This window comes from Microthrixaceae bacterium, assembly GCA_016702505.1.
GTDB lineage: Bacteria > Actinomycetota > Acidimicrobiia > Acidimicrobiales > Iamiaceae > Aquihabitans.
The window spans coordinates 185,923-208,475 of the sequence record JADJDU010000001.1 but is presented as its reverse complement, the minus strand read 5'-3'; the positions used below and the strand labels follow the sequence as shown (position 1 = coordinate 208,475).

The window sequence follows — 22,553 nt, the reverse complement described above, 5'->3', positions numbered from 1 at the left end:
ACGGAGTGGGAACGGTCGGTCGGTAACGTTGCCTCCCGTGGTCGACACCGTCACCAAGCCTGCCAACGCCGACCTGTCACCGGCCTTGGAGGTCTCCAAGCGGCCCCGCCCCACCGAACGGATCCGCCACCTCTGGCAGTACCGCGAACTGGTGGGCAATCTCACCCGCAAGGAGCTCAAGGTCAAGTACAAGAACAGCGTCTTGGGCTTCGCCTGGTCGCTGTTGAACCCGCTTATGTACCTGGTGGTGTTCTCGCTGGTGTTCGGCGAAGTCCTCGACGTCAACATCCCGTACTACGGGCTGTTCTTCCTGTCGGGGCTGCTGGCCTGGAACCTGTTCAGTACCGGCCTGTCGGCGGGCACGTCGGCCATCGTGGCCAATGCCCAGCTGGTGACCAAGGTGTGGTTCCCGCGGGAGTCGCTCGTAATCGCCTCGATCCTGGCCGCCATGGTCCACTTCCTGCTCCAGAGCCTGGTGCTCATCGGCGCCCTGCTGGCCTTCCGGCGCATGCCAGCCCTCGAGTTCATACCGGTGTTCGTGCTCGGGCTGGTGGTGCTCTTGATCTTCTGCACGGCACTGGCCATCGCCCTCAGCGCCATCAACGTGTACCTGCGAGACACCCAGCACCTGCTCGAGGTGGCCCTGCTGGCCTGGTTCTGGCTGTCGGCGGTGGCCTACAGCTACGGCATGGTGGCCCAGAAGCTGGTGGACCGCTTCGGCCCCAACGGCGAGTTGATCGCGGCGCTCAACCCGGTTCTCACCGTGGTCGTCACCTTCCAGCGCACGCTCTACAACCCGGCCGACCCCACCCCCGCCGAATTGGCTGACCCCAACTTCATCCCCGCCATCCCACCCCACGGCATGGGTTGGTACGTGAGCCATCTGGCCGTTACCGGCTTGGTGTCCATGGCGTTGCTCTATGGGGCACTGGCCCTGTTCAGCCGGCTCGAAGACAACTTCGCCGAGGAGATCTGAGTGGGCACCTCCGGCGTGGCCATCTCGGTCGAGAACGTCACCAAGAGCTTCAAGATCTACCGGGAGAAGTCCCAATCAGCCAAGGAACGACTCATCCGGGTCGGCCGCAACCCCCACGAGGTGTTCAAGGCCCTCGACGACGTGTCCTTCGAGGTTAACGAGGGTGAGACCTTCGCCCTCCTCGGCCACAACGGATCGGGCAAGTCCACGCTGCTCAAGTGCGTGGCCGGAACCCTCAGACCGACCAGCGGCCGCATCGTGGCCCGAGGTCGCCTGGCTGCCCTGTTGGAGTTGGGTGCCGGCTTCCATCCCGATCTCACCGGTCGGGAGAACATCTACCTGAACGGGTCCATCCTGGGCTTCTCGGCCAGCCAGATCGACCAGATCTTCGACGACATCGTGGCCTTCGCCGAGCTCGAGGAGTTCATCGACAACCAGGTCAAGCACTACTCGTCGGGCATGTACGCCCGGCTGGGCTTCGCCGTCGCCATCAACGTCGAACCCGAGGTTCTGTTGGTCGACGAGGTCCTGGCCGTCGGGGACGAGGCCTTCCAGCGCAAGTGCATCGAACGGGTCAAGAAGCTCCAAGCCGATGGTCGCACAATCCTTCTGGTTTCCCACGCCGCCGACCTGGTCCGCCAGCTCGCCGACCGCGCCGCGGTACTCGACCACGGCCACCTGGTCGAGGTGGCCGAGCCGGGCGAGGCGATCCGTGTCCTGCGCGAGACCCTGGAACGCCGAGGTATCGCTGCCCCCGACCTGGAGGCGGCGGCCCCCGCTCCTAACGAACCTGGTCCGGTGCTGGCCGCGGTGGAAGGAACCGAATGGTCTGGTCCTCCTGTCGAGACGGCTGAGCGTCCGACCACCACCGGGGACAAGGTGGTGGAGATCACCAAGGTTGCCTGTGAGTACCCCACCACCGAGGCCAGGTTCTTGCAACCCAACGAGCCGCTACGGATCCGCGTCGACTACGTGGCACCCGAACGCATCCCCGACGTGGCTTTCACCCTCGAGATCAGAGATGCCGGTCAGAACATCGTCTACGCCACCGACACCGAGATCCTGAACCAGCCGATCGTGACGGTCAACGGCGTCGGTGCGGTGTGCTTCGACCTGCCCCGGGTACCTCTCCTGGACGGACAGTTCTCGGTGTCGATCATCATTACCAACCGAGCTGGCGGCCAGGTATTCGACCGGTCAGACGATGGGGCGGCCTTCGAGGTGGTTCAACACGATCCCCATCGCGGCTACGCCGCCTTGGAACCCACCATCGTCCACTTCTTCCACGGCACCGGCTTCTAGCAACGAGTCGTCACCCCCATTCGGTTCCAGGTAGAGCGCTAGCCGGTGTAGGTCGGGGCAGCCGCCATGGCGGTGGCGGGCTGGGCTCGGGGTGGCGAAGCGGGAGCCGCAGGCAGCCTCGGATCCGTCGCTGATGTCGACGGTGTCGAGGTTGAGGTCGAGGCCGGCAGGGTGGTCACGGTGGGCAAGGTGGTCGCCGTGGGCAAGGCGGTCGCCGTGGGCAAGGTGGTGGACGGTGGCAGCGAGGTGGATGGCTGGCCAGGGTCTGAGGGCGGAGGAACGAACGGGGGCCTTGGGGGTGGGCCAAAGCGGACGAGAGCGGAGTAGGAGAGGTTTCGGTCCCAGTGCTGGACCTCTACCTCACATCCGGGAGGAGTTCGGCAGTCGACCAGTTGACCGTCGTGGCTGGAGAAGCTGGCGTGGAGCACCAGCTTCACCGTCGCCGAGCCGAAGGGGTCGATGACGACGGGAACGCCGGCCTGCAGATCACAGGCGTCGGATCCAACTCGGCATAGGCGCACATCTCCGAAGTAGCCGGTGGGATCGAAGTTGGTGAACGTCACCCGAACCGCCTGACCGTCCACGATCCCCCGGTCGGGATCCACCGAGACATCGGGTGCTGGCAGCAGCGGCCCGTCGGCCTCGAATACCACCGGCACGTGAGCGAGCGTGCCCAAGGTCTCCAAGGTGAGCGAGTCCCAATAGGAGACAACCACCACGCACAAGGCCTCCCGGCAGTCCACCGGCACCCGGGGCGACGCCGGGGGCGGCCCGGGAACGGAACGCTGGGAGATGATGGCCCGCAACCAGACGTCCACCTCCACGCTTCCGCCAGAGTCGGCATCGGTGTTGTTCAGCCTCCGGCACTGCCGACCGCCGTCTAGCTCCACCGGTCCACATAGGTCGACCGCCACACCGGCCTCGGCCGGAAACCCCCAGCCGGCGACGTGCGCAACCTGACCGTCGACCAGACCAGATGTCGGTGTCACCACGACCGAGGGGTCTACGGGGTCGGCGCCCACCGGGGCCAGCGATGTCGAAGGCACCACGAGACCGATCACCACGACCCCTATCAGGATCAGGGCCAGAGAACTGCTACGACCACGCCAGGCCGTCCACGTCGCGCCTCGGGCCGATGGTCGTGATGGTGGTGATGGTCGCAGTCTGCGCTCTCTGTCGTCGGCTACCTCGATTGACGCCATCGCCTGCCCCCTGCCATCTACATCGATGATCGAATCGTACGGTGCCCAGGGCATTCCACGGGTGGTGGGGTGCCCGGCAGTCATCTGGCTGCGGTGGCCCCGAGTTTCGGGCGGGCATCTCGTCTCCGGGCCTTTCCGATCGCTGGGTTGTCGTCGAGCAGATCTGGGGGTGGTCAGCCGGTGTAGCTGGGGGGTGCTTCGATGGCCGCGGCGGGCCGGGCACCTGGAACGTGGTCGACGGGGGGACGGGGCTGCCCGGTTGTCGGTGCTCGGCCAGTGGTGGAGGTGACAGCTACCCCGCTCGTCGAGGTCGGCTCCGAGTTCGGAGTAGACGATGTGGTCGACGAGGCAGAAGCGAGCGAGGAGGTGGTGGTGGTGGTGGAACCGCCCGGCAAGGTCGTGGTGGTAACCGATGTTGTGGTGGTAACCGTCGGGTTCAGCGGAGGACGCGGCGGAAGCGGTGGATGGGTCGGGCCGACACCCGGGTCATAGCCGAGGGGGCCCAGCACCTGCTCGTAGAAGAAGGTGTGGCTCCTCTCCACGATGTCGCGGAACTCAGAGGACACCACCCCGTGCCCGCCGTCGGGGTACTCGATCCACTCGCACACCAACCCGATGTAGACGGCTGCCGCGCACTTCTCCCGTGCCCCGCTGGGAGGAACGGTGGTGTCGTTGGTGGCGTGGAAGCCGATGACCGGCGGATCACCGGGTTCGGGCCACGAAGGGAACTCCGGCGATGGGAGCGGCGGCTGCCACCTCGGAAGGGCCGTAGCCACGGGACTGGTCCGGATAGGACAGGTTCCAGCTCAACACCCCGCCAGCCGAATAGCCGCCGACGAAGATGGCCCGAGGATCGATCCTCAGGTCATCGGCGTTGGCCCTGATCCAATGCAGGGCCGCCGATGCATCGTCACGGGCATCATGGGCCGCGGCCACCACCTCCTCGAGCTGTGAGGTGGAGGCATCGGTCCTCAGCCGGTACTGGAGGGATATGGCCACATACCCACGCTGAGCCGATGCCCAGGCATAGGGCTCCATGGAGGACTTGTCACCAAAGATGAACCAACCGCCGTGCATCCACATGACCACCGGACGCTGGGCGAGGCGGTCACCGGCCGGCTGGTAGATGTCCATCTTCAGGTCGACGGTGCGTCCCAGGTGATCGGTGGTGGTCCGATAGAGCACATCGTGGTCCACTTCGATGTCGCTGAACACCGGGTCGATGAAGCGGCCCCGAGACGGAGGTGGCGGCCCGAAGGAGACCGGAACCCGGTAGGTCTCCTCCTCGATCCAGTCGGTGACCCTGATCTCACAGCCAGGACCCTGCCGGCAGTCGACCGGTTCGGCATAGGTGGGGAAGGCTCCGTACAACTTCAGTTCTACGACCGTCGGGCCGTCCATGTCGATCTCTGGCGAACGTGACGATGCCGGATCGCATCGCTCGGTACCGATCTCACACAGCGATACGTCGACGTAGGTGGCCGGATCGAAGCCGGTGAGGGTCACCGCCACCGCTTCACCATCGACAATGTCCGCCGAGGGGTCGACCGACACCGACGGAGGAGCCATCAACGGAGCGTCGGGATCGAAATCGAGCGGGAACACGTAGCTGCCGTCGGGCGAATATGCCCTCACCACGCAGTTCTGCACCCGGCAATCGACCGGCTCGTCGCCGCTGTCCGCCCACGGCTTGATGATGGTTCGCACCGCCAAATCAGATTCGATGGCGCCAATCGGATCTGGCGAAGCGCTGGTGTGGTTGGACCTGCAAGTCCTGTTCCCGTCGAGATCGGTCGGGCCGCACTGGGTGATGACGATCCACGATCCTGGATCGAAGCCCGATCCACTCAGGTGAACTACCTGGCCGTCCACCAGATCGGTGGTGGGGTGAGCAGAGAGAAGCGGAAGCGGAAGCAGAGGCGCCGCCGGATCGAAGTCCACCGTCACCGGGTCTGGTTGGCGCCAAGCATCGGCGTAGACCTGGACCTGACAGACGGCGCTGGCCGAACGGCAATCGATCCGGGCCTCTTCGGTCTCGTAGCTGGCCACCGTGGCTCGCAGCTTCACGTCTGTGATCAGGTCACCACTGGCAGAGGTCACGCCGCTGCCGAGCGACCGACACCCGGTCTCGGTGCCATCTGCTGCGCAGAGCTGGACGGTGAACGGCTCCTCAGGGTCGAATCCGGCCCCGCCCACCGAGACGGTTTGACCGTCGAACAGATCCGAGTCGGGATTCACCGATACCACCGGGGCCGGGATCAGCGGGGCGACGGGATCGAATGCCATCGGAACGCGGGCCCGGACCACCGGCCCACCATCGTCCTGCCATTCCAGGCCAACCAGCTCACACATCGCCGAGCGGCAGTCGGTGAACGTTCCAGACCCGGACTCGGCGACAAGAGCCGAGATCCGGAAGGTCAGCGAGAACGAACCGGCCTCATCAGGTTGCCCCAGGACCAACTCCTGAGCCCAGGCGCAATCCTCTGCCTCGGCATCGGTCAGCCCGACCGGGCACAGCGCGATCAGGACCATGTCCGTGAAACCCGCCCCGGAGACGGTCACGTCTTGTCCGTCCACAAGATCAGTCGAGGGAGAAGCCGACAGGGTGGCAGCCGCCGATGCCTGTTCGACACCGAAGAGGGCGCCTCGCCCGGCCGGGACCAAGGCAGACACCGCCACCAGGATCAGAGCCACCACCTGGCGGTGGATCGAGCGCGTTCGGGCCGAGCCCGTCAAGGTCTTCATGTCCTGTTCGTCCCTGTGGTTGGTGATTGCATCACGAGTCTCGGCGGTCCGGCCGCGTCACCCGGTGTAGCCGGGAGTGCCGGCCACCGCTGAACCTGGGCGAGCCGGCGATGCGGCGGCGCCAACCGAGGACCGAGCGAAGTGGAGCGGGACGGTGATCTGTTCATCGGCGTTGTACACCCAGATCTCACATCGCCCGACCCCGCAGTCGACCGGGATGCCGGGGTCTTCGGGGTGGGGCACCAACACCTGTCGCACCCGCTTGGCGCCCTGCATCACTCCTGCTCGGTCCACCAACACGTCGCCATCGAGCTCTGTGCACGCGCTAGGAGAGCCGCTGTCGGAGACCACGCACTGGGTGATGGCTAGGTATTCGCCGGGCTCGAACCCGTGACCTTCGAAGTGGATCTCCTGGCCGTCGACCAGCCCGGAGGTGGGGGCGAGGTTCAGGACTGGCCGGAGCCGGGCGGGAGCCTGCGGCGAGAAGGTGAGGGTCACCGGCACGGCACGCCGAGAATCAGCCGAGCTCACGCCCAGTCGGCACACCACCGCGGTCGACCGGCAGTCGAGGCGTTGGGTGCTCCCATCGACCCTGACCTCCGTGCGAACCGAGGCCAGCACCGAGAACCCGCCGGTTGCCGAGATCGCGCCGTCACCGGCCGGGCGACAGGCGTAGAGCGAGGCCGTCGCGGCGCACTGGACCACGTGGACCCAACCAGCGGCACCGAAGCTGGCATCGAAACCAGCGCCGGTCACCTGCAACCTCTGACCGTCCACGAGACCGGTGGTCGGGGTGACCGTCAAGGTCGGCCTTGCCAACAGGTCCCCGTCAGGGTCGAAGTCCAGAGGGTGCCGGGCTAGCACTGGGGGGTCGACCTGATCGGCATCTAGAGCGACCAGCTCACACGGCTCGGCCCGGCAGTCGGTCATGGCCAGGGAGTCGTCGTGGTGGACCATCGCCGGCACCTCTACTTCGACGGTGAACGACCCGTTGCTGTCGGCCTCGGCGAACTTCAGGTACTGGCCGTGAGCACAGATCTCGGCATCACGGTCCGACAACCCCACTGGGCATACGCCCATCACCACCAGAGACGAGTAGCCGTCACCGCTGACCGTCACCTTCTGCCCGTCGACCAATCCGGATGCGGGTTCCACCGAGATCGACACACCAGCCGCGGCCGCCACTGGAATCACGGAACCAGAACCGGTAGGCCCAATCCCGGCCAGGACCGCCAGGAGCGCCGCCACCACCACGAAGAGCCTGTTGCCCGTCCTCGCTGACCTGACCATGCTCGACCGCCTCCACCATCGTCGTCGTCCCCGACGGTACCCCCCCTCCACCGATCGAAGGAGGGTAGTTCTCGATTCTCCCTGTTCATCCAGGCGAATCGGGCTCTCGATGCGGCCACCGATGGTATTCGGCTGTCTGACGAAATGAAGCAGCAGGACTGGGCCGGGGGTCCGGCGACAGAGGCCTTCGTGGCGGAGCCCCAGATTGCCGAGGTCGGCTTTTCCGGTCCTATCGCAACGACGATCGTCGAGAGGCCAAGGACGCGAGCGGTTCAGCCTCCTGGCGCCGTCGCCTCCATGGCCGCTAGGACCGCGTCCTCGTCACAAATGACCGGGTAGTCGGCGGCGGAGGTGGTCATGGCCCGGCTCGCTGCTGCCCCCAAGGTTCCCGACGACGGAGCCGACCACGCAGCGCCGTCCACGTAGTGATGGGTGAACACCCGCATCACGTGAGACACTCCGACGTCTGTCACCGACCGTCGGTCGGGCTCGTAGCTGTCGGTGATGCCCGTAGCGGAGGCGATCAGTTCGTAGCTCGGGAAATAGTCAACGAAGTCGAAACGAGCCAGTGCCTCCTCGGCTGCCACTCGCAGAACCGCTTTGGACACCGTGGTCGAAACCAGTACGTGGCGGGGTTCGTAGGTGGCCACCAGCGGGACCGGCGACACCGTGAGCAGGATCTTGGCGCCCGGGTTCACGGAACGAACCAGATCACACAGCTCGAACAGGTGGGACCTGACCTCGTCCACCCCGTAGTTCACGAACTCGTAGCGATCGGGGTCCCACACCCCTCCATCCACTCCCGGAGCGGTGGCGAACACAGCCCCGTCGTCGCGGCTACGCCACGCCTCGGTGAGTCCCAGGGTGAACACCAACACCGTCGAGCGTTCGAACACCTCGCGCACCGCGGCAAGGTGGCGGACCCGATCCCCTTCGAGAGCAGCGACGTCCGCGAAACCGTCGGGTTCGACCCGCGGCCGAAACGGGTCGACGAACACCGACCCTCGGGTCCACGCGCCCTCGATGGGAACCATGTCGCCGTAAGCCCGTCGAAACAGCTGGATCGCCTGGGCCGCCGTGTAGACGTTTCCGTACCGGGCCGAGAAGGTGCCGTACTGGCGACGCCGAGCCTCGGCTTCGTCTAGGTCTGCGGGAGCGACCTCGGCCACGAAGTACCCGAGCCCCGACCGCGACAGGTGCCTGGATAGGTGCTGGGCGAAGCAGGAACCCATTGTCCCGATCAGGTCGTCGGGCCCGACACCGAAACGAGTGGACACCACGGGGTCCAACCCGCCGGGGGGAGCCCAGGTGACGGCTCGGTGCCAGCGTTGGTTGTCGCTGATCTCCCGGTAGGGATGGTCAGGCTGGTTCGACACCACGACAGGGTCAGCCACCGTGGCCTCCGACGGTCGGGCCCGAAACTGACCCCGCGACCCGCTCGGAGCCGACGGCCAGGGTCTGGGCCACCCGTTCGTCGTTGCGGAAACGAGACACCGAGACGGCCCCGGGGTCGAAGGAACCGTAGAGGGCGAGCGAACGGGTCACGAAGGTCTCCAAGCCGATCAGTTCACCGTTCGGGCACCGCCACACGAAGGCGCCGGGCCGGTCGAGGGAGCTGGCCACAAAGGGGTAGACCGGCCACACGGTGGAGGTGGCCAGTAGCCCGTCGGGGATCACCAGCTCCCACGGGTAATCCACCAGGTCGGAGGCCGCCCCGATGCGTCGGGCCACCACTCGCCCAAGCTGGATCAACGCCTCGATGGTGGGGTGGTTGTCGGTGAGCATGAACACCCGGTCTCGGGCCACCAGCGGCAGGAACCAACCCTCGAAGTCACAGCCAGCCTCGTCGAACACGTAGCGGGCCAGGCGGACACCGCCCTCCCATGCCGACAGGTAGCCGAGGCCCTCGAACGTGGGAAGGTCGAAGCGGCCCACGATCTCGTCGATCCCCCAACCGTTCAACCACCCCCAGGCCACGATGGCCGAGCTGTAACCCCCGACCGCCGACTCCACCTCGGTGCCGTCGGCCATCGTCAGGTGGACGATGTCGGGGTGGAAGCCGGTGAACAACAACAGCGGAATCGACACCAATTCGGCGCGGGAGCCAAGACGCTCCAGCACCGGCCGTGCCGCGCTCGGATGCATCGATGAGACCCATACATCGGCGCCGGGTAGGAGATCCACCAACTCCGGCGGCTCTACACCGAGGTACGGCACCGCCACCACTCGATCGTCTGGGAGCATGGCCGACAATGCCGCGTGCAACCCACCGAGCTGACAGTTGCTCGTCACCACGATCAAGCGACCGCCCGAGTCAGATCTCACCGCTCCATCTTCCCACCATCGATCGACACGACACGGATCCCCCCGACGGCCGTCGCACCACACGCCACGAGAACCGATGAGGAGTGATGTGTTCTGGGGCCGGGGGTCAACGTAATCTCAGCGCTGTTCTTTCGACTTGGAGAAGCATCGTGTCCACCCCCCGACAGGCCGTCACCGTGCGGTCACGCCGTCACCGGGCTGCTGTCAGCCTCATAGTCCTGCTCGCCGTGACCCTCGGATCTGCCGGCAACCTCATGGTCCAGCCTGCCGGCGCGCTGGAGCCCCCACCCACCGCGGCCTCGCCCTACGGTCCCTTCGCCACGGCTAAGGAGTTGGTGAACCAGACCTACAAGGACGTCCTCATGCGGGAACCAACAACCACCGAATCCCGGGTGGCGGTTTCCAAGCTGGAGGGCGGAACCGAACCGGCCGTGTTCGTCGCCGGGTTGGTCAACAGCACCGAGGCCAACACCAACGTTCACTCCGTGATCAGGCTCTACCGGACCTACTTCCTCCGCAACCCCGACCTCCGCGGCTTCCAGTCGTGGGTGACCAAGCGGATCGAGGGGATGCCGCTGGCCCACATCTCCAACCAGTTCGCGGTGTCCAAGGAGTTCAGCGTGCGCTACGGCGTCCTGAACGACGAGCAGTTCGTGGACCTCGTCTACGAGAAGGTGCTCAAGCGCCCCGCTGACCCGGCTGGGCGGGCGTTCTGGTTGGACCGCCTCCGCAACGGTCACCACCGTGGCTACGTGATGATCATGTTCTCGGAGTCCCCCGAGTACGTCCGCGGCACCTGGGGCGTGGTCACCGCGGTTCACGTCTACACCTCGCTGCTCCAAGCCAGCATCAAGCTCGGCCCTGCCGATACCTATGGTGCTTCGCTCCAGAACGGCCGCAAGACCACCGAGGACCTCATCCGAGAACTGATGAACGGCCAGGCCTACAAGGCTCGCTTCAAGACCGCAGCCTGATCCTGGATCCGCCGAAAGGCAGAGCCGCTCGGGTCCTCAGACGTTCTGCTCAGCCCTCGCTGGCCGCCCGATAGAGAGACATCAGCCCCCCCACCGTTGTGGCCCACGAGAACAGCGGGTGACGCTGGTTACCCGCTGTGATCAGGCCAGCCGACACGTCGCCGTCGTTCAGCACCTCCCTCAAGGCCTCGGTGAGAGCGTCGCGGTCACCGACGGGGACCAGTCGAGCCGCGTCACCTGTCACCTCCGGGATGGCACCGGCCGCCGTGGCCACCACCGGCACCCCGACCGACATGGCATCGAGCGGCACCAACCCGAAACCTTCGTAACGGCTCGGATAGGCCACGACCGACGCACCTCGGACCAGGGCCCACCGAGCATCGTCGTCGACCCAGCCGAGACGCCGGATCCGCCGACGATGCCACGCACCGTCGATCGCCGCGGTGAGCGCCGTGGCCCCCCAACCGTCGGGGCCAGCGATCACCAGTCGTAGGTCTGGGTCATCTGCTGCCAATGCGTCGAAGGCCGAGACCAGCATCGGAAGGTCCTTGCGGGGCTCCACCGTGCCGACCGCCAAGACGTAACGCCTCAGATCCAGCCAGGTGATGGCCCCGGGCCGCGTCGGAGCGAGTCGTCGCAGGACCGGGAGCCCGGTGGCCGTTCGCCACCGCGACGATCCGCTCGTCGGCATCGGGGAAGGCGTCTCGTACCTCGTCGGCCACGAAATCGCTGACCGTGTGCACCCATGCCCCTCGGCGCAACGCCCGTCGCAGCAAGGCCGGCCACTGCAACACATCTGGTGTGCACAGGCCAGGGTGATGAACCGCGGTCAAGTCGTGAACCGTGACCACCTCGACCGTGCCCGAGCCCCCGGGGGGAGCCACGAAGTTCGGTCCATGGACCACGTCGACGTCACCCACCAACAGATGTGCATCTGGATGATCGCAGCGAGCCCACATCTCCCGAGCCAGGCGGGCCGGAACGGTACGGCCGCTGACCCCGACCCCTGCGGGCACGACCGCTTTCAGTCCAGCACGACCACGCATGGTCACGGCAAAGGCGGTGACCTCCACGTCACCTCGACCGGCGAGACCATCGAGCACCTCACGGGTGAACGTCCCAACCCCGGTCGGCCGATCCAGCAACGACGTGACATCGAACCCGACGCGGAGAGTCCGCTCGGCGGTGGTGAAAGGGGTGACAGTCGAGCCACAGGGGCCAAGGGTAGAGTCCAGTGCCGTCTATCCGTACCGGGCACCCCCGGAGGTCCTCGTGCGATCCCGCCCCGCACCGACGAACTCGCTCGCCCGTCGCCGCCGACGCATGATCGGTGCCGTACCAGCAGCGTTCGCAGTCTGGGTCGTGATCGGCGGAATCCCCCTCAGTGCACCGGCCCCAGAGGCCGGCACACTGGACAGCCAGACGATTCGGATCACCGGCACCAACGCCGACGCCACGCCTGCCGCTTCGGGAGGTGTCGAGGTAGGCCCAACCCGGTCCCGATCGAGCATCCCGACGACGGTTACGGCGGGCTGGACTGCGTCGGTCGACGTCACCAATGGGAGCCAGGCCATTGGTGTCACCTGGACGGGCAGCCCAACCGGGGAGGTGGAGATCCGGGGCCTAGGCGCGTCGGGATGGACAGCGTGGAACGAGATCCACGCCAACCCCACCGAAGGGCCCGACGGGACCGGCCGCCGGATCTCGGAGGATCAAGACGGAGAGGGTTCAGGAGACGACACGTCTGGGGACCTGGTCTGGTTCGGAGGAGGCGTCGATCGTGTCGAACTGAGGGTCGCGTCCGGCCCCCTCTCCGACGTGACGATCGAGGCCATGCAGTACCGACCCCCGCAGGACCCGACGACGTGGCAGACCGCCTTCCAGATGCCTGTCGCCGGAGCGGCCGACACCAAGCCAGCGATCAGACCTCGCTCCGAATGGGAAACCGAGGGTTGGGCCTACGAGAACGACGATTGCGGTTCGGGACCAAAAACCGCGGCCGGCGGCGTCAAGTACGGCGTAGTGCACCACACCGTCAACGCCAACACCTACAGCCAGGCCGACGTGCCGGGGATGTTGGCCTCCATCTACCGGTTCCACACCCAGTCGCGAGGCTGGTGCGACATCGCCTACAACTTCGTGATCGACCGGTTCGGACGCATCTGGGAGGGTCGGACCGGCAGCATCGAGGGCGCCATCGTGGGCGGTCACGCCACCGGCTTCAACACCAACAGCGTCGGCGTCTCCTTCCTTGGACAACACAATCCGGGCGACACCCCGGCCGCGGTCGCTCCCACATCGGCCCAGCTCGATGCCGCCGGTCAGGTGATTGGTTGGAAGCTGGGCCAGAACGCCATGCCGGCATCGGGCACCGTCACCGCTCCAGACGGGTCCACCATCAAGCGGATTGTGGGTCATCGCGATGTCGGATCCACCAGCTGCCCTGGTGACCTTCTTTGGAGTCAACTCGAAACGATCCGAACCAAGGCCACATCGGTCGCGGCCGGTACCACCCCGACCATCCCCACCGCAACGACGACAACGTCACGATCCAGCACCACCACCCAACCCAACGAACCCAGCAAACCACTGGGACCGTTCGCCACTCCCGCACAACTGGTCACCCAGTCCTACCAGGACCTCCTACGTCGGAAGCCCAACACCAACGAGCTAAACCTCGCCAGCGCCGCCATCGCCGGTGGACAGAAGGCAGAGGTGTTTCTGGCCAACCTGGTGTCGGGCACCGAGATGGACACCAACGTCCGTCAGCCAATTCGCCTTTACCGGGCCTACTTCCTCCGCAACCCCGACCAGGCTGGCCTGGAGTTCTGGGTTCAGAAGCGACGGTCTGGCTGGTCGTTGAACAAGATCTCAGACAACTTCGCGGCCTCAAACGAGTTCAGACAGCGGTATGGGGCGCTGAACTCGGTCCAGTTCGTCGACCTCGTCTACCGCAACGTCTTGGGCCGCTCTCCCGACGCCAACGGTCGGGCCTACTGGGAGGCGAAGCTGAAGGCGGGGATGAGCCGAGGTCAGGTGATGACCGGATTCTCCGAATCACCCGAGTACAAGACCGCCACCACAGCCGGGGTGACGGTGGTGGCCCTCTATGACGGCACCGTCAAGCGCACCATCCCCCAGGGGACCTACGACTACCTCGAACCCAGGCTGCGCAACGGGACCACCGACATCTCCGGTGTAGCCCGGTACTTCATGGACAAGCCCGAGTACCACGCCCGTTTCAAGTAGCTCCCAACGGTCCAGGCGAACAGTACGTTCGTCGTCGCTGCGAGTTGGGTCAGACAGCGCTGGCCACCGCCACCCCACCGGCAAGGCAACCGATGGCGATGCCGGCACAGAGGGCGTAACCCAGCGCCGGTCCCTGGCGGCGCAGCGCCGGCGTGAACAGGGCCAGCCCGGCCACCGCCCCGCCGGCCAGTCCACCGATGTGACCACCCACCGAGATTCCCGACATGCCGAAGGTGATCAGCAGGTTCAGCGCGAGCACACCGATGAGAGGCGAGTCCCGGAACGGCAACCCTTGAATCCGCTGGGCCACGAGGATGAACCCCATCAGCCCGAACACCCCACCCGATGCCCCTGCGGTGAGGCTGTCCGGAGAGAGGATGAGAGCCCCGAGCGACCCGGCCAACACGGACACCCCGTATCCGACCGCCAGCCGGGCCCGGCCGGCCATGTGCTCGACCGCTCCACCCAAGATCCACAGCGCGTACATGTTGAACAAGAGGTGGACGATCCCAAAGTGGAGGAAGCCGGATGTCAGCATCCGGTACCACTCCCCTTCGGCCACCCCGATCACCTCACCGCGGTAGAACGCACGCGAGATCAGGCCGAGCTCGGCGTGGACCCGGCCCGCCGAGCCAGACAGCGAACGACCTCCGTCTACAGCCACTCCCAGGACGAACACGGCCGCGTTGAGCCCGATCAGCACCTGGGTCAGGATCGGCCGGGTCTGCATGGCCGACACCCCGCGGTAGACCTTCTGCGCCCCTTTGCGGGCACACTCGGGGCAGTGGAACCCCACTGATGCCTGGTTCATGCACTGCGGACAGATCGGCCGGTCACAACGCTGGCAGATGATCCCCGCCGGATTGTCGGGGTGGCGGTAGCACGCTTGCATCGGCTGGTACACGACGGGGCACGGTAGCGGGCCGGGGGTCAACCCGGCATGCGGGCGTCCTCGAGGACCCAGATCGAGGCCTGGCCCGGCTCATAGCGCCAGATCTCCCGGTACCCCTGCAACCGAAGCACGCTGGTCTGCTCTGGCGACACGCCGGCCATGACCGCCCCATCACCCCACTGGTCCGGATACCAGACGATCTCGAAGCGCCGTTCCGGTAGGTAGAACTGGTACCGATAGAACTCGAGCAACGGACATCCGAATTGGTCCACGCAAGAGATCGTCTGCCCAGTGGGCAAAAGGGCGTCGATATCGGCCGATATCGACGGATCCACAGCGATGTAGCGGTCCAGTCCAACGTCGGCCCTCCACACCCCGGCCACCACCAACAACGCCGCCACCAGGGTGGGCACCAGCCGTCGACGTGTCTGGGACCCGATGGCCGCGGCTGCCACCAGCACAACCATCGTCACTCCACCCACCAGGGTTGCCACCCTCAACCGCTGTGTGGCCATGGGGTCCAAGGCCAACAGCCCCAGCACCGTGTAGGGGACGAAATCCTGTCGTAGGCGTTCCTGGTTCGGTATCCACACCACGGCGGCTGCGATCGCGGTCACCGCCAACGACATCGCCGTCTCGCCGAGCAGACGCCGTCGCCCGGCGCTCAGAAGTGCCCCGAACCCGATGACGACCAGCGGAGCCAGCAGCATGTCGTTGTATCGGCCGTAGACCAGGTGATCGGGTCGTGGGCGACCGGCCATGTACCCAGCGGAGGTGGCGAAGGAGATCCCGATCAGGGCCACCGTCAACGCCAGGTGGGACACCGTGAGCGGAGTAGTGCCGGCCGCGGATCCGCCCCGGGACGACGCTGGACCCCATCGGTCGACGTCATCACCTCGGACACCCGAACCAGCCGTGGGATCCCCCCGCCGGGAGTTCCGAACGGCCACCCACGACCAGCGACCCAGGGCCAACCCGCCCAGGAAGGCCAAGCCCGCAGTGGTAACGGTGAGATACCAGACCTGTCCGAAAATGGCGGTTGTCAGCGATGACACCGAGATGTGAGCCGCCAGCTCGCTGCCCTCCCGGGACCCCATTCCCAGCGAGTCGGCCAGCCACGCGGACCAAACGTTCACCACCACCACACCGGCCACCATCACGATCGCGCCAACTGCCACCACCGTCGGTCGCAGCGATCGGTTCCGAGCCAGCACCGCGAGGGTGGCGAGCACCACCACCAGAACCGGCAGGAACCGAGCATGGGCCGCGTACCCCACCAACGCCGTACCGGCGAAGGCAGCTGCGCGCCCTGTACACGGCTCGCTCAGCAGCCTCAGCCCGCTCACCAACACCAGCGGGAACATCAGCAACACCAAGTTGTCGGACCAAGCCAGGCCGGAACCCAGTACCAGGGCAGGCATCGACACGGCCAGCGCCGCGGCCACCGCGGTCCATGGGCGCCCCATTCCAGCCAGGTGACGAGCCAGGGCCTCCACCACCACGAAGGTCACGCCAGCCAGCATCACGTTGACCACCACCGCCCAACGAAACGTTGCCGCAGGGCCGAACCCGAACAGCTCGGCTGGCGCTATGAGAAGGCTGTAGAGCGGCATGTAGGGCGCGGCGTCAGCCAGGTTCCACGCTGGCCCCCCCGCACTGAACCGGGCCATAGCCAAGTACGCCGTCTCGTCGGCCACCACCTGAGGTGCACGGGCATCGAGCGTCACCGCCAGACGCACCAGCGTGGTGAAGATCACGCCCGCGGCCAGCGGGATCACGTCGCTCACCCTATGAGCCCGCGGCGCGGGCACGGGAGCAACGGAATCCATCGGATCCAGAGCATACGGACGCCAACCGTTCAGCGGCATCACCCGATGCTCAGGTCAGGTCGTCCCCTAGCTCGTCGACCAGGGAGAACCAGTAGAAGCCGTAGGGAGGCAGGGTCACGAAGTACGGCAACTCACCGATGGCTGGGAACGGGACCCGGCCGAACAGTTCGATCGGACGCTTTCCGGCCAGGTGGCGCAAGTCGAGCTCGACAGGCTGAGCCACCTTGGACAGGTTGTTCACGCACAGCACCACGTCATCGGCGCTGTCGTGACGTTCCTGGGTGCGTAGGAATGCGAAGACCGCTTCGTTGGCGACCTCCAGCGGTTCGAACCCGCCGACACCGAACACCGGGTGGGCCTTGCGGGCCTGGAGCAACTGCTGAACCCAGTGCAGGAACGAACCGGGATTACGGAGTTGGGACTCGACGTTGGTGGCGGCGAACCCGTACACCGGGTCCATCAGCGGGGGGAGGTAGAGCTGGGCGAAATCGGCTTTGGAGAAGCCACCGTTGCGGTCGGGGGTCCATTGCATCGGGGTCCGAACCCCGTCACGGTCACCGAGGTAGATGTTGTCCCCCATGCCGATCTCGTCGCCGTAGTACAGCACCGGGCTGCCGGGCATGGAGAGGAGGAGGCCGTGGAACAGCTCGGCGACCCTACGGTCGTTGTCTATCAACGGGGCCAACCGGCGCGAGATGCCCACGTTGCGCTTCATCCGCGGATCTTTGGCGTACTCCGCGTACATGTAGTCGCGCTCCTCATCGGAGACCATCTCCAAGGTGAGCTCGTCGTGGTTGCGCAAGAAGATCCCCCACTGCGCGCCGTCGGGTATCGCCGGGGTCTGAGCCAGGATCTCCTTGATGGGCTTGGCCAGTTCCTGTCGAGCGGCCATGAACATGCGGGGCATGAGGGGAAAGTGGAAGCACATGTGGCACTCGTCGCCCGCCCCGAAGTAGTCGACGACGTCGGCGGGCCACTGGTTGGCTTCGGGCCAGCAGGACCCGATCGGGGAACTCGGCGTCCACGACCGACCGGACCCGCCTCAGGTATTGGTGGGTCTCGGGCAGGTTCTCACCGTTGGTGCCGTCGGACTCGAACAGGTAGGGCACGGCGTCGAGGCGGTAGCCGTCTAGACCCAGGTCGAGCCAGTAGCGCACCACGTCGATCATGGCGTCGGCCACATCGGGGTTGCGGTAGTTGAGATCGGGCTGGTGGTGGAAGAACCGGTGCCAGTAGTACTGCTCGCGCTGAGGATCCCAGGTCCAGTTGGACAGCTCGGTGTCCACGAAGATCACCCGGGCCTCCGACCACCGGTCGTTCTCGTCGTTCCAGACGTACCAATCGGCACGAGGGTTGTCCCGTGACTGGCGGGACTCCTGGAACCACGGATGCTGGTCGGACGTGTGGTTCATCACCATGTCGGCGATGACGCGGATCCCGCGGCGATGAGCCTCATCGATCAGTTCGGCGGCGTCACCCACCGTCCCGTAGTCGGGGTGGACGCTGAAGAAGTCGGATATGTCGTAGCCACCGTCGGCCAGAGGAGATTCGTAGAACGGAAGCAGCCACAAACAGTCGACGCCCAGCCACTCCAGGTAGTCGAGCTTCTCGGTGACCCCCCTCAGGTCTCCGGTGCCGTCCCCGTTGGAGTCGTTGAAACCTCGGACCAAGACCTCATAGAACGTGGCCCGGCGGTACCACTGCGGATCGTCGATGTTCACCGACGGTGATCCTAGGGCTGGCCCAGCCAGGTGATTTCCGGGTCGGGACGAGGCGGGGCTGCCACCTGACCGATCGGATGACCGAGGTAGATCAGGGCCACGAAATCGTGGTTGTCGTCCAAACCGGCCAAAGCCCTCGCCGGAGCGTGGAAATGGTCGGAGATGGATGCCCAATAGCTGGCCAGCCCTTCCGATGTGGCAGCCAGGAGAAGGTTCTGGACCGCGGCGGCGGTGGCATCGCGGTCCTCTCGGCGGCGCACCGGATCGGGGTCTCCGATGACCCAGACCAAGACGACCACCGGACTTCGCAGGTACTTGGTCCGTTGGCTCGACACCTTCATCGGGTCCATGTCGAGCGACTCGCCCACGGCGGCGAAGGCTTCACCAAGGTGGGATCGTGACTCTCCGGTCAACACCGTGAACCGCCACGGCCATGTCCGCTTGTGGTTCGGTGCCCACGTGGCCAACTCGATCAACCCTCGGACCACCTCAGGGTCGACGGGGCGAGCCGGGTCCACCACCAAGGAGGTCCGACGGTTGCGGATCACGTCGGGTACCGACTCCGATGCGGGGTGGTCGGGCAACAGGTCATCGGGTACCGGGATCTGGGCCATCGGGTCAGTCTGGCCCGGCTCGGCGCCACATCCGACAACGTGGGAGGCAACCAGCCGTACCGATGGCTACCGTCGAAGCGTGCGCGCGCTGAAGAGCTTCACGGTCCGCCCCCGCCTACCGGAGCCGCTGTCGCTGCTCGAACCCCTGGCGTTGAACCTTCGATGGTCCTGGGACGACCGGACCCGCGACCTGTTCCGTTGGGTCGACCCCGAGGCATGGGATACCACCCGCCACGACCCGGTCACCCTGCTCGGGACCGTGCACCCCGATCGCTTGGCCACCCTGGCTGGCGATCAGGCCTTCATCCGCTACCTCCACGACGTCCACAACGACTTCACCCGCTACCTGGAATCACCCCGATGGTTCCAGGCCCGACCCGACTCACCTCTGCGTTCAGTCGCCTACTTCTCCCCCGAGTTCGGCATCGCCGAGGCCCTCCCGCAATATTCCGGAGGCCTGGGAATCCTGGCCGGCGACCACCTCAAGTCCGCCAGCGACCTGGGCGTACCGTTGGTGGGAGTCGGCCTCTTCTACCGGCACGGCTACTTCCGCCAAGCCCTTTCGGTAGCGGGCTGGCAAGAGGAGCGGTTCCCCGACCAGGACCCGTGGGCCATGGCCCTGTCGTTGTGTGAAGGAGTTCGGGTTCGGGTGGAACTGGCCGGCGCTCCGCTCGAGGCCCGGGTGTGGCGCGCCGATGTCGGTCGAGTTCCGCTCTACCTCCTCGACACCGACGTCGAAGAGAACCCAGAGGAGCTCCGCGGCGTGACCGACCGCCTGTACGGCGGCGACACCGAACACCGCCTGCGGCAGGAGATGCTCCTGGGCATCGGTGGGGTACGAGCCTTGGAAGCGCTCGGCATCGACTCCCAGGTGTTCCACACCAACGAGGGCCATGCCGGCTTCTTGGGTCTGGAGCGGATCCGACGGGCCGTCGTCGACCGCGGGCTCACCTTCGCCGAGGCACTGGAGTCGGTGCGGGCCGGGTCGATCTTCACCACCCACACGCCGGTCCCGGCCGGGATCGATCAGTTTCCCCGGGAGCTGATGGAGAAGTACTTCGGCGGCTGGGCCGCTGAAGTCGGGATCACCGTCGACGAGCTGATGACCCTCGGTCATCGCCCGACCAACCCGCTCGACTCCCCGTTCAACATGGCGGTCATGGGATTGCGGCTGGCCGGTCGTTCCAACGCCGTAGCCAAGTTGCACGGGGTCGTTAGCCGCGAGATGTTCGGTGACCTCTGGCCTCAGATCCCCGCCGAGGAGGTTCCGATCCGATCGGTGACCAACGGGGTTCACGCCGCCACCTGGGTCTCTGCCGACATGAGCGACCTGCTGTCTCGTTCGGTCCTCCCCGACTGGGATGAGGCCGACGCCGAAACGTGGGGACGGGTGGTAGACGTGCCCGACGACGAGTTGTGGCGGGTGCAGGAACAGGCCCGAGCTCGACTGGTGGCCTTGGTCCGAGACCGGGTCAGGAGGCGGGCGGTGGCTACGGGTACCACGTCGACCGAAGCCGCATGGGCCGACGAGTTGCTGGATCCCCATGCCTTGACCATCGGGTTCGCCCGCCGTTTCGCCACCTACAAGCGAGCCAACCTCCTGCTCGCTCAGGCAGACCGGTTGCAGGCCTTGCTGCTCGATGCCGACCGACCGGTTCAGTTCGTGTTCGCCGGCAAGGCCCATCCGGCCGACAACGCCGGCAAGGAGATGATCCGCCAGATCGTCGACTTCGCTCGCGAGCTCGGCGTGCGCCATCGCTTCGTGTTCATCGACGACTACGACATCGCCGTGGCCCGCACGCTCTACCAGGGCGCCGATGTTTGGCTGAACACGCCTCGACGCCCCCACGAGGCCTGCGGTACCAGTGGCATGAAGGCGGCACTAAACGGCACCCTCAACTGTTCGATCCTCGACGGTTGGTGGGACGAGATGTTCGATGGTGAGAACGGTTGGGCAATCCCCTCGGCCGAGGACATCACCGACGAGGTCGAACGCGACCGGCTGGAGGCCGATGCCCTGTTCGACCTGCTCGAAAGACAGGTGGTGCCGCTGTTCTTCGACCGGGCCGGTACTAGTAGCTCCGCTCCCAGAGGTTGGTTGCGCCGGGTGAAGCACAACCTGGCCTCGCTCGGCCCGGCGGTGGTGGCGTCACGGATGGTCCGCGACTACGTGACCGACCTCTACGAACCGACCGCGGCCGGAGCCGACACCATGGAGTCCAACGATGGCGCGATCGCCCGCGACCTGGCCGATTGGAAGCGTCGGGTGAGCGCGGCGTGGCCCGAGGTGCACATCCTCGGCGTCGACGCCGAGGATGACCCCGCTGACCTGGGGTCGACTCGCACCGTAAGCGTCACCGTGGCCTTGGGCCCCCTGCGCTCTGGCGACGTCGCCGTGCAACTCGTACACGGACCCGTGGGCCAGGGTGATCAGCTCACCAGCCACACCAGCACCACCCTCGAACCTGTCGATCCGACCGACGCAGATGGCCAGGCCACCTATCGGGGCTCCATCACCTGTACCACGCCAGGCCGCTACGGGTTCACGGCTCGCGTCTCACCCGCTCACCCCGCCCTCAGCACACCCCTCGAGCTGGGCCTGTTGACCTGGCCCTGACACGCCGCATGCCGCCATCAACTGTGCAATCATCGCGGCCATGCCGATATCACGACGTACCCGTACCGCCATCGCCGCCGTGGTCATGCTGGTGGGAACCACCGCCTGTGGCAACAGCAGCTCCGACAAGGACACGGCCGCCACCACCACCAAGGCGGAGACGACCACCACCAGTGCCGAGGCGAGCACCACAAGCGAAAGCGAAAGTGAAAGCAGTTCCGCGGCCGCCGAGGAGCGGGCCGAAGCAGCCAACCTGACCCTCGATGACCTGCCCGACGGCTGGACGTCCACGCCCAACGGCGAGGAGAACGACAGCAACGTCTTCGACACCTGCGGTGATCTGGACCTCGACGAGATCACCGTCGCCAAGGTCTCCTCGGACAACTTCGAGTACGCCACCTCCGACGGCGGTGGGCTCACCTTGACCACCACGTCGGGCGTGTTCGACTCCGAGGAGAACGCCCAGGCCATGGTCGACATCATCGGCGAACAGGCCTTCGCCGACTGCACCACGACGGCCATGGCCGACCTGGCTGCGGTCCCCGGCATGACCGGGAGCGTCGCACCGACCCCGACCGGGGAGCTCCCCGACGTAGCCGACCAGGTCGGCGCGCTCAGCGGGGAGTTCACCATCCCCACCCCACAAGGAAACTCGACCATGCGGGTGATGCTGATCGCCGTACGAACCGGTGACCTGGTCACCACCATCTCCGGTACCGCCATCGACACCGAGCCCGATGGAGCACTGATGAATGACGTGGTCAACCTGGTTGTCGACCGACAGGCCGACTGACGGCCGACCAGGGATGGGGGTCCC

16 protein-coding genes and 2 pseudogenes are annotated in these 22,553 nt (G+C 66.2%); 6 read left to right on the top strand and 12 right to left on the bottom strand.

What is annotated here, in order from left to right; all coding sequences use genetic code 11:
• Window positions 1–37 precede the first annotated feature (37 nt).
• Together IPG97_00975 and IPG97_00970 are read left to right on the top strand one after the other, a co-directional pair.
• Window positions 38–976: an ABC transporter permease gene (locus IPG97_00975; protein ID MBK6855163.1), complete on the top strand. Its 939-nt coding sequence runs from the start codon at window positions 38–40 to the stop codon at window positions 974–976.
• Window positions 977–2,278, top strand: a complete 1,302-nt coding sequence (locus IPG97_00970; protein MBK6855162.1) for an ABC transporter ATP-binding protein — start codon at window positions 977–979, stop codon at window positions 2,276–2,278.
• A 368-nt stretch (window positions 2,279–2,646) separates the two neighbouring features.
• On the opposite strand, the pseudogene IPG97_00965 reads toward IPG97_00970, so the two are convergent.
• The 6 genes and pseudogenes from IPG97_00965 to IPG97_00940 all read right to left on the bottom strand — a co-directional run bounded on the left by IPG97_00965 (window position 2,647) and on the right by IPG97_00940 (window position 9,807).
• Window positions 2,647–3,564 (bottom strand): annotated as a pseudogene (locus IPG97_00965) (hypothetical protein).
• Window positions 3,565–3,653: 89 nt separating this feature from the next.
• On the bottom strand, window positions 3,654–4,256 hold the full coding sequence (locus IPG97_00960) for a hypothetical protein (protein MBK6855161.1): 603 nt from the start codon (window positions 4,254–4,256) through the stop codon (window positions 3,654–3,656).
• Window positions 4,183–6,225 carry a carboxylesterase family protein gene (locus IPG97_00955; protein MBK6855160.1) on the bottom strand — a complete coding sequence of 681 codons (2,043 nt, stop codon included), beginning with the start codon at window positions 6,223–6,225 and terminating at the stop codon, window positions 4,183–4,185. The genes IPG97_00960 and IPG97_00955 overlap by 74 nt, the downstream gene beginning before the upstream one ends.
• Window positions 6,226–6,282: 57 nt before the next feature.
• Window positions 6,283–7,515 (bottom strand): hypothetical protein, encoded by a 1,233-nt coding sequence (locus IPG97_00950; protein MBK6855159.1) that lies wholly within the window; start codon window positions 7,513–7,515, stop codon window positions 6,283–6,285.
• Between the two features lie 272 nt (window positions 7,516–7,787).
• On the bottom strand, window positions 7,788–8,891 hold the full coding sequence (locus IPG97_00945; protein MBK6855158.1) for a GSCFA domain-containing protein: 1,104 nt from the start codon (window positions 8,889–8,891) through the stop codon (window positions 7,788–7,790).
• 10 nt (window positions 8,892–8,901) lie between these two features.
• The gene (locus IPG97_00940) at window positions 8,902–9,807 is read right to left on the bottom strand and encodes a hypothetical protein (protein ID MBK6855157.1); all 906 of its coding nucleotides are present in this window, start codon (window positions 9,805–9,807) and stop codon (window positions 8,902–8,904) included.
• A gap of 182 nt (window positions 9,808–9,989) precedes the next feature.
• Here IPG97_00940 and IPG97_00935 point away from each other — a divergent pair, with 182 nt between their 5' ends.
• Complete coding sequence (locus tag IPG97_00935; GenBank protein ID MBK6855156.1) at window positions 9,990–10,814, top strand: DUF4214 domain-containing protein; 825 nt, start codon at window positions 9,990–9,992, stop codon at window positions 10,812–10,814.
• Between the two features lie 49 nt (window positions 10,815–10,863).
• On the opposite strand, the gene IPG97_00930 is transcribed toward IPG97_00935, so the two are convergent.
• Together IPG97_00930 and IPG97_00925 are read right to left on the bottom strand one after the other, a co-directional pair.
• Window positions 10,864–11,376 carry a glycosyltransferase gene (locus IPG97_00930; protein ID MBK6855155.1) on the bottom strand — a complete coding sequence of 171 codons (513 nt, stop codon included), beginning with the start codon at window positions 11,374–11,376 and terminating at the stop codon, window positions 10,864–10,866.
• Window positions 11,315–11,959 (bottom strand): glycosyltransferase, encoded by a 645-nt coding sequence (locus IPG97_00925; GenBank protein ID MBK6855154.1) that lies wholly within the window; start codon window positions 11,957–11,959, stop codon window positions 11,315–11,317. The genes IPG97_00930 and IPG97_00925 overlap by 62 nt, the downstream gene beginning before the upstream one ends.
• 127 nt (window positions 11,960–12,086) lie before the next feature.
• Here IPG97_00925 and IPG97_00920 point away from each other — a divergent pair, with 127 nt between their 5' ends.
• Window positions 12,087–14,063 (top strand): DUF4214 domain-containing protein, encoded by a 1,977-nt coding sequence (locus tag IPG97_00920; GenBank protein ID MBK6855153.1) that lies wholly within the window; start codon window positions 12,087–12,089, stop codon window positions 14,061–14,063.
• 49 nt (window positions 14,064–14,112) lie between these two features.
• Here IPG97_00920 and IPG97_00915 read toward each other — a convergent pair whose 3' ends face one another.
• The 4 genes and pseudogenes from IPG97_00915 to IPG97_00900 form a co-directional block, all read right to left on the bottom strand.
• A complete protein-coding gene (locus IPG97_00915; GenBank protein ID MBK6855152.1) occupies window positions 14,113–14,967 on the bottom strand; it encodes a rhomboid family intramembrane serine protease in 855 nt (284 codons plus the stop codon).
• A 26-nt stretch (window positions 14,968–14,993) separates the two neighbouring features.
• Complete coding sequence (locus IPG97_00910; GenBank protein MBK6855151.1) at window positions 14,994–16,742, bottom strand: hypothetical protein; 1,749 nt, start codon at window positions 16,740–16,742, stop codon at window positions 14,994–14,996.
• Between the two features lie 91 nt (window positions 16,743–16,833).
• Window positions 16,834–18,535 (bottom strand): annotated as a pseudogene (treS, locus tag IPG97_00905) (maltose alpha-D-glucosyltransferase).
• Complete coding sequence (locus IPG97_00900) at window positions 18,517–19,119, bottom strand: nitroreductase (protein ID MBK6855150.1); 603 nt, start codon at window positions 19,117–19,119, stop codon at window positions 18,517–18,519. The pseudogene treS and the gene IPG97_00900 overlap by 19 nt, the downstream one beginning before the upstream one ends.
• Window positions 19,120–19,198: 79 nt before the next feature.
• Here IPG97_00900 and glgP point away from each other — a divergent pair, with 79 nt between their 5' ends.
• Together glgP and IPG97_00890 are read left to right on the top strand one after the other, a co-directional pair.
• Window positions 19,199–21,736 carry an alpha-glucan family phosphorylase gene (gene glgP / locus IPG97_00895; protein ID MBK6855149.1) on the top strand — a complete coding sequence of 846 codons (2,538 nt, stop codon included), beginning with the start codon at window positions 19,199–19,201 and terminating at the stop codon, window positions 21,734–21,736.
• A 40-nt stretch (window positions 21,737–21,776) separates the two neighbouring features.
• Complete coding sequence (locus tag IPG97_00890; GenBank protein MBK6855148.1) at window positions 21,777–22,529, top strand: hypothetical protein; 753 nt, start codon at window positions 21,777–21,779, stop codon at window positions 22,527–22,529.
• The last annotated feature ends 24 nt before the right edge of the window (window positions 22,530–22,553 follow it).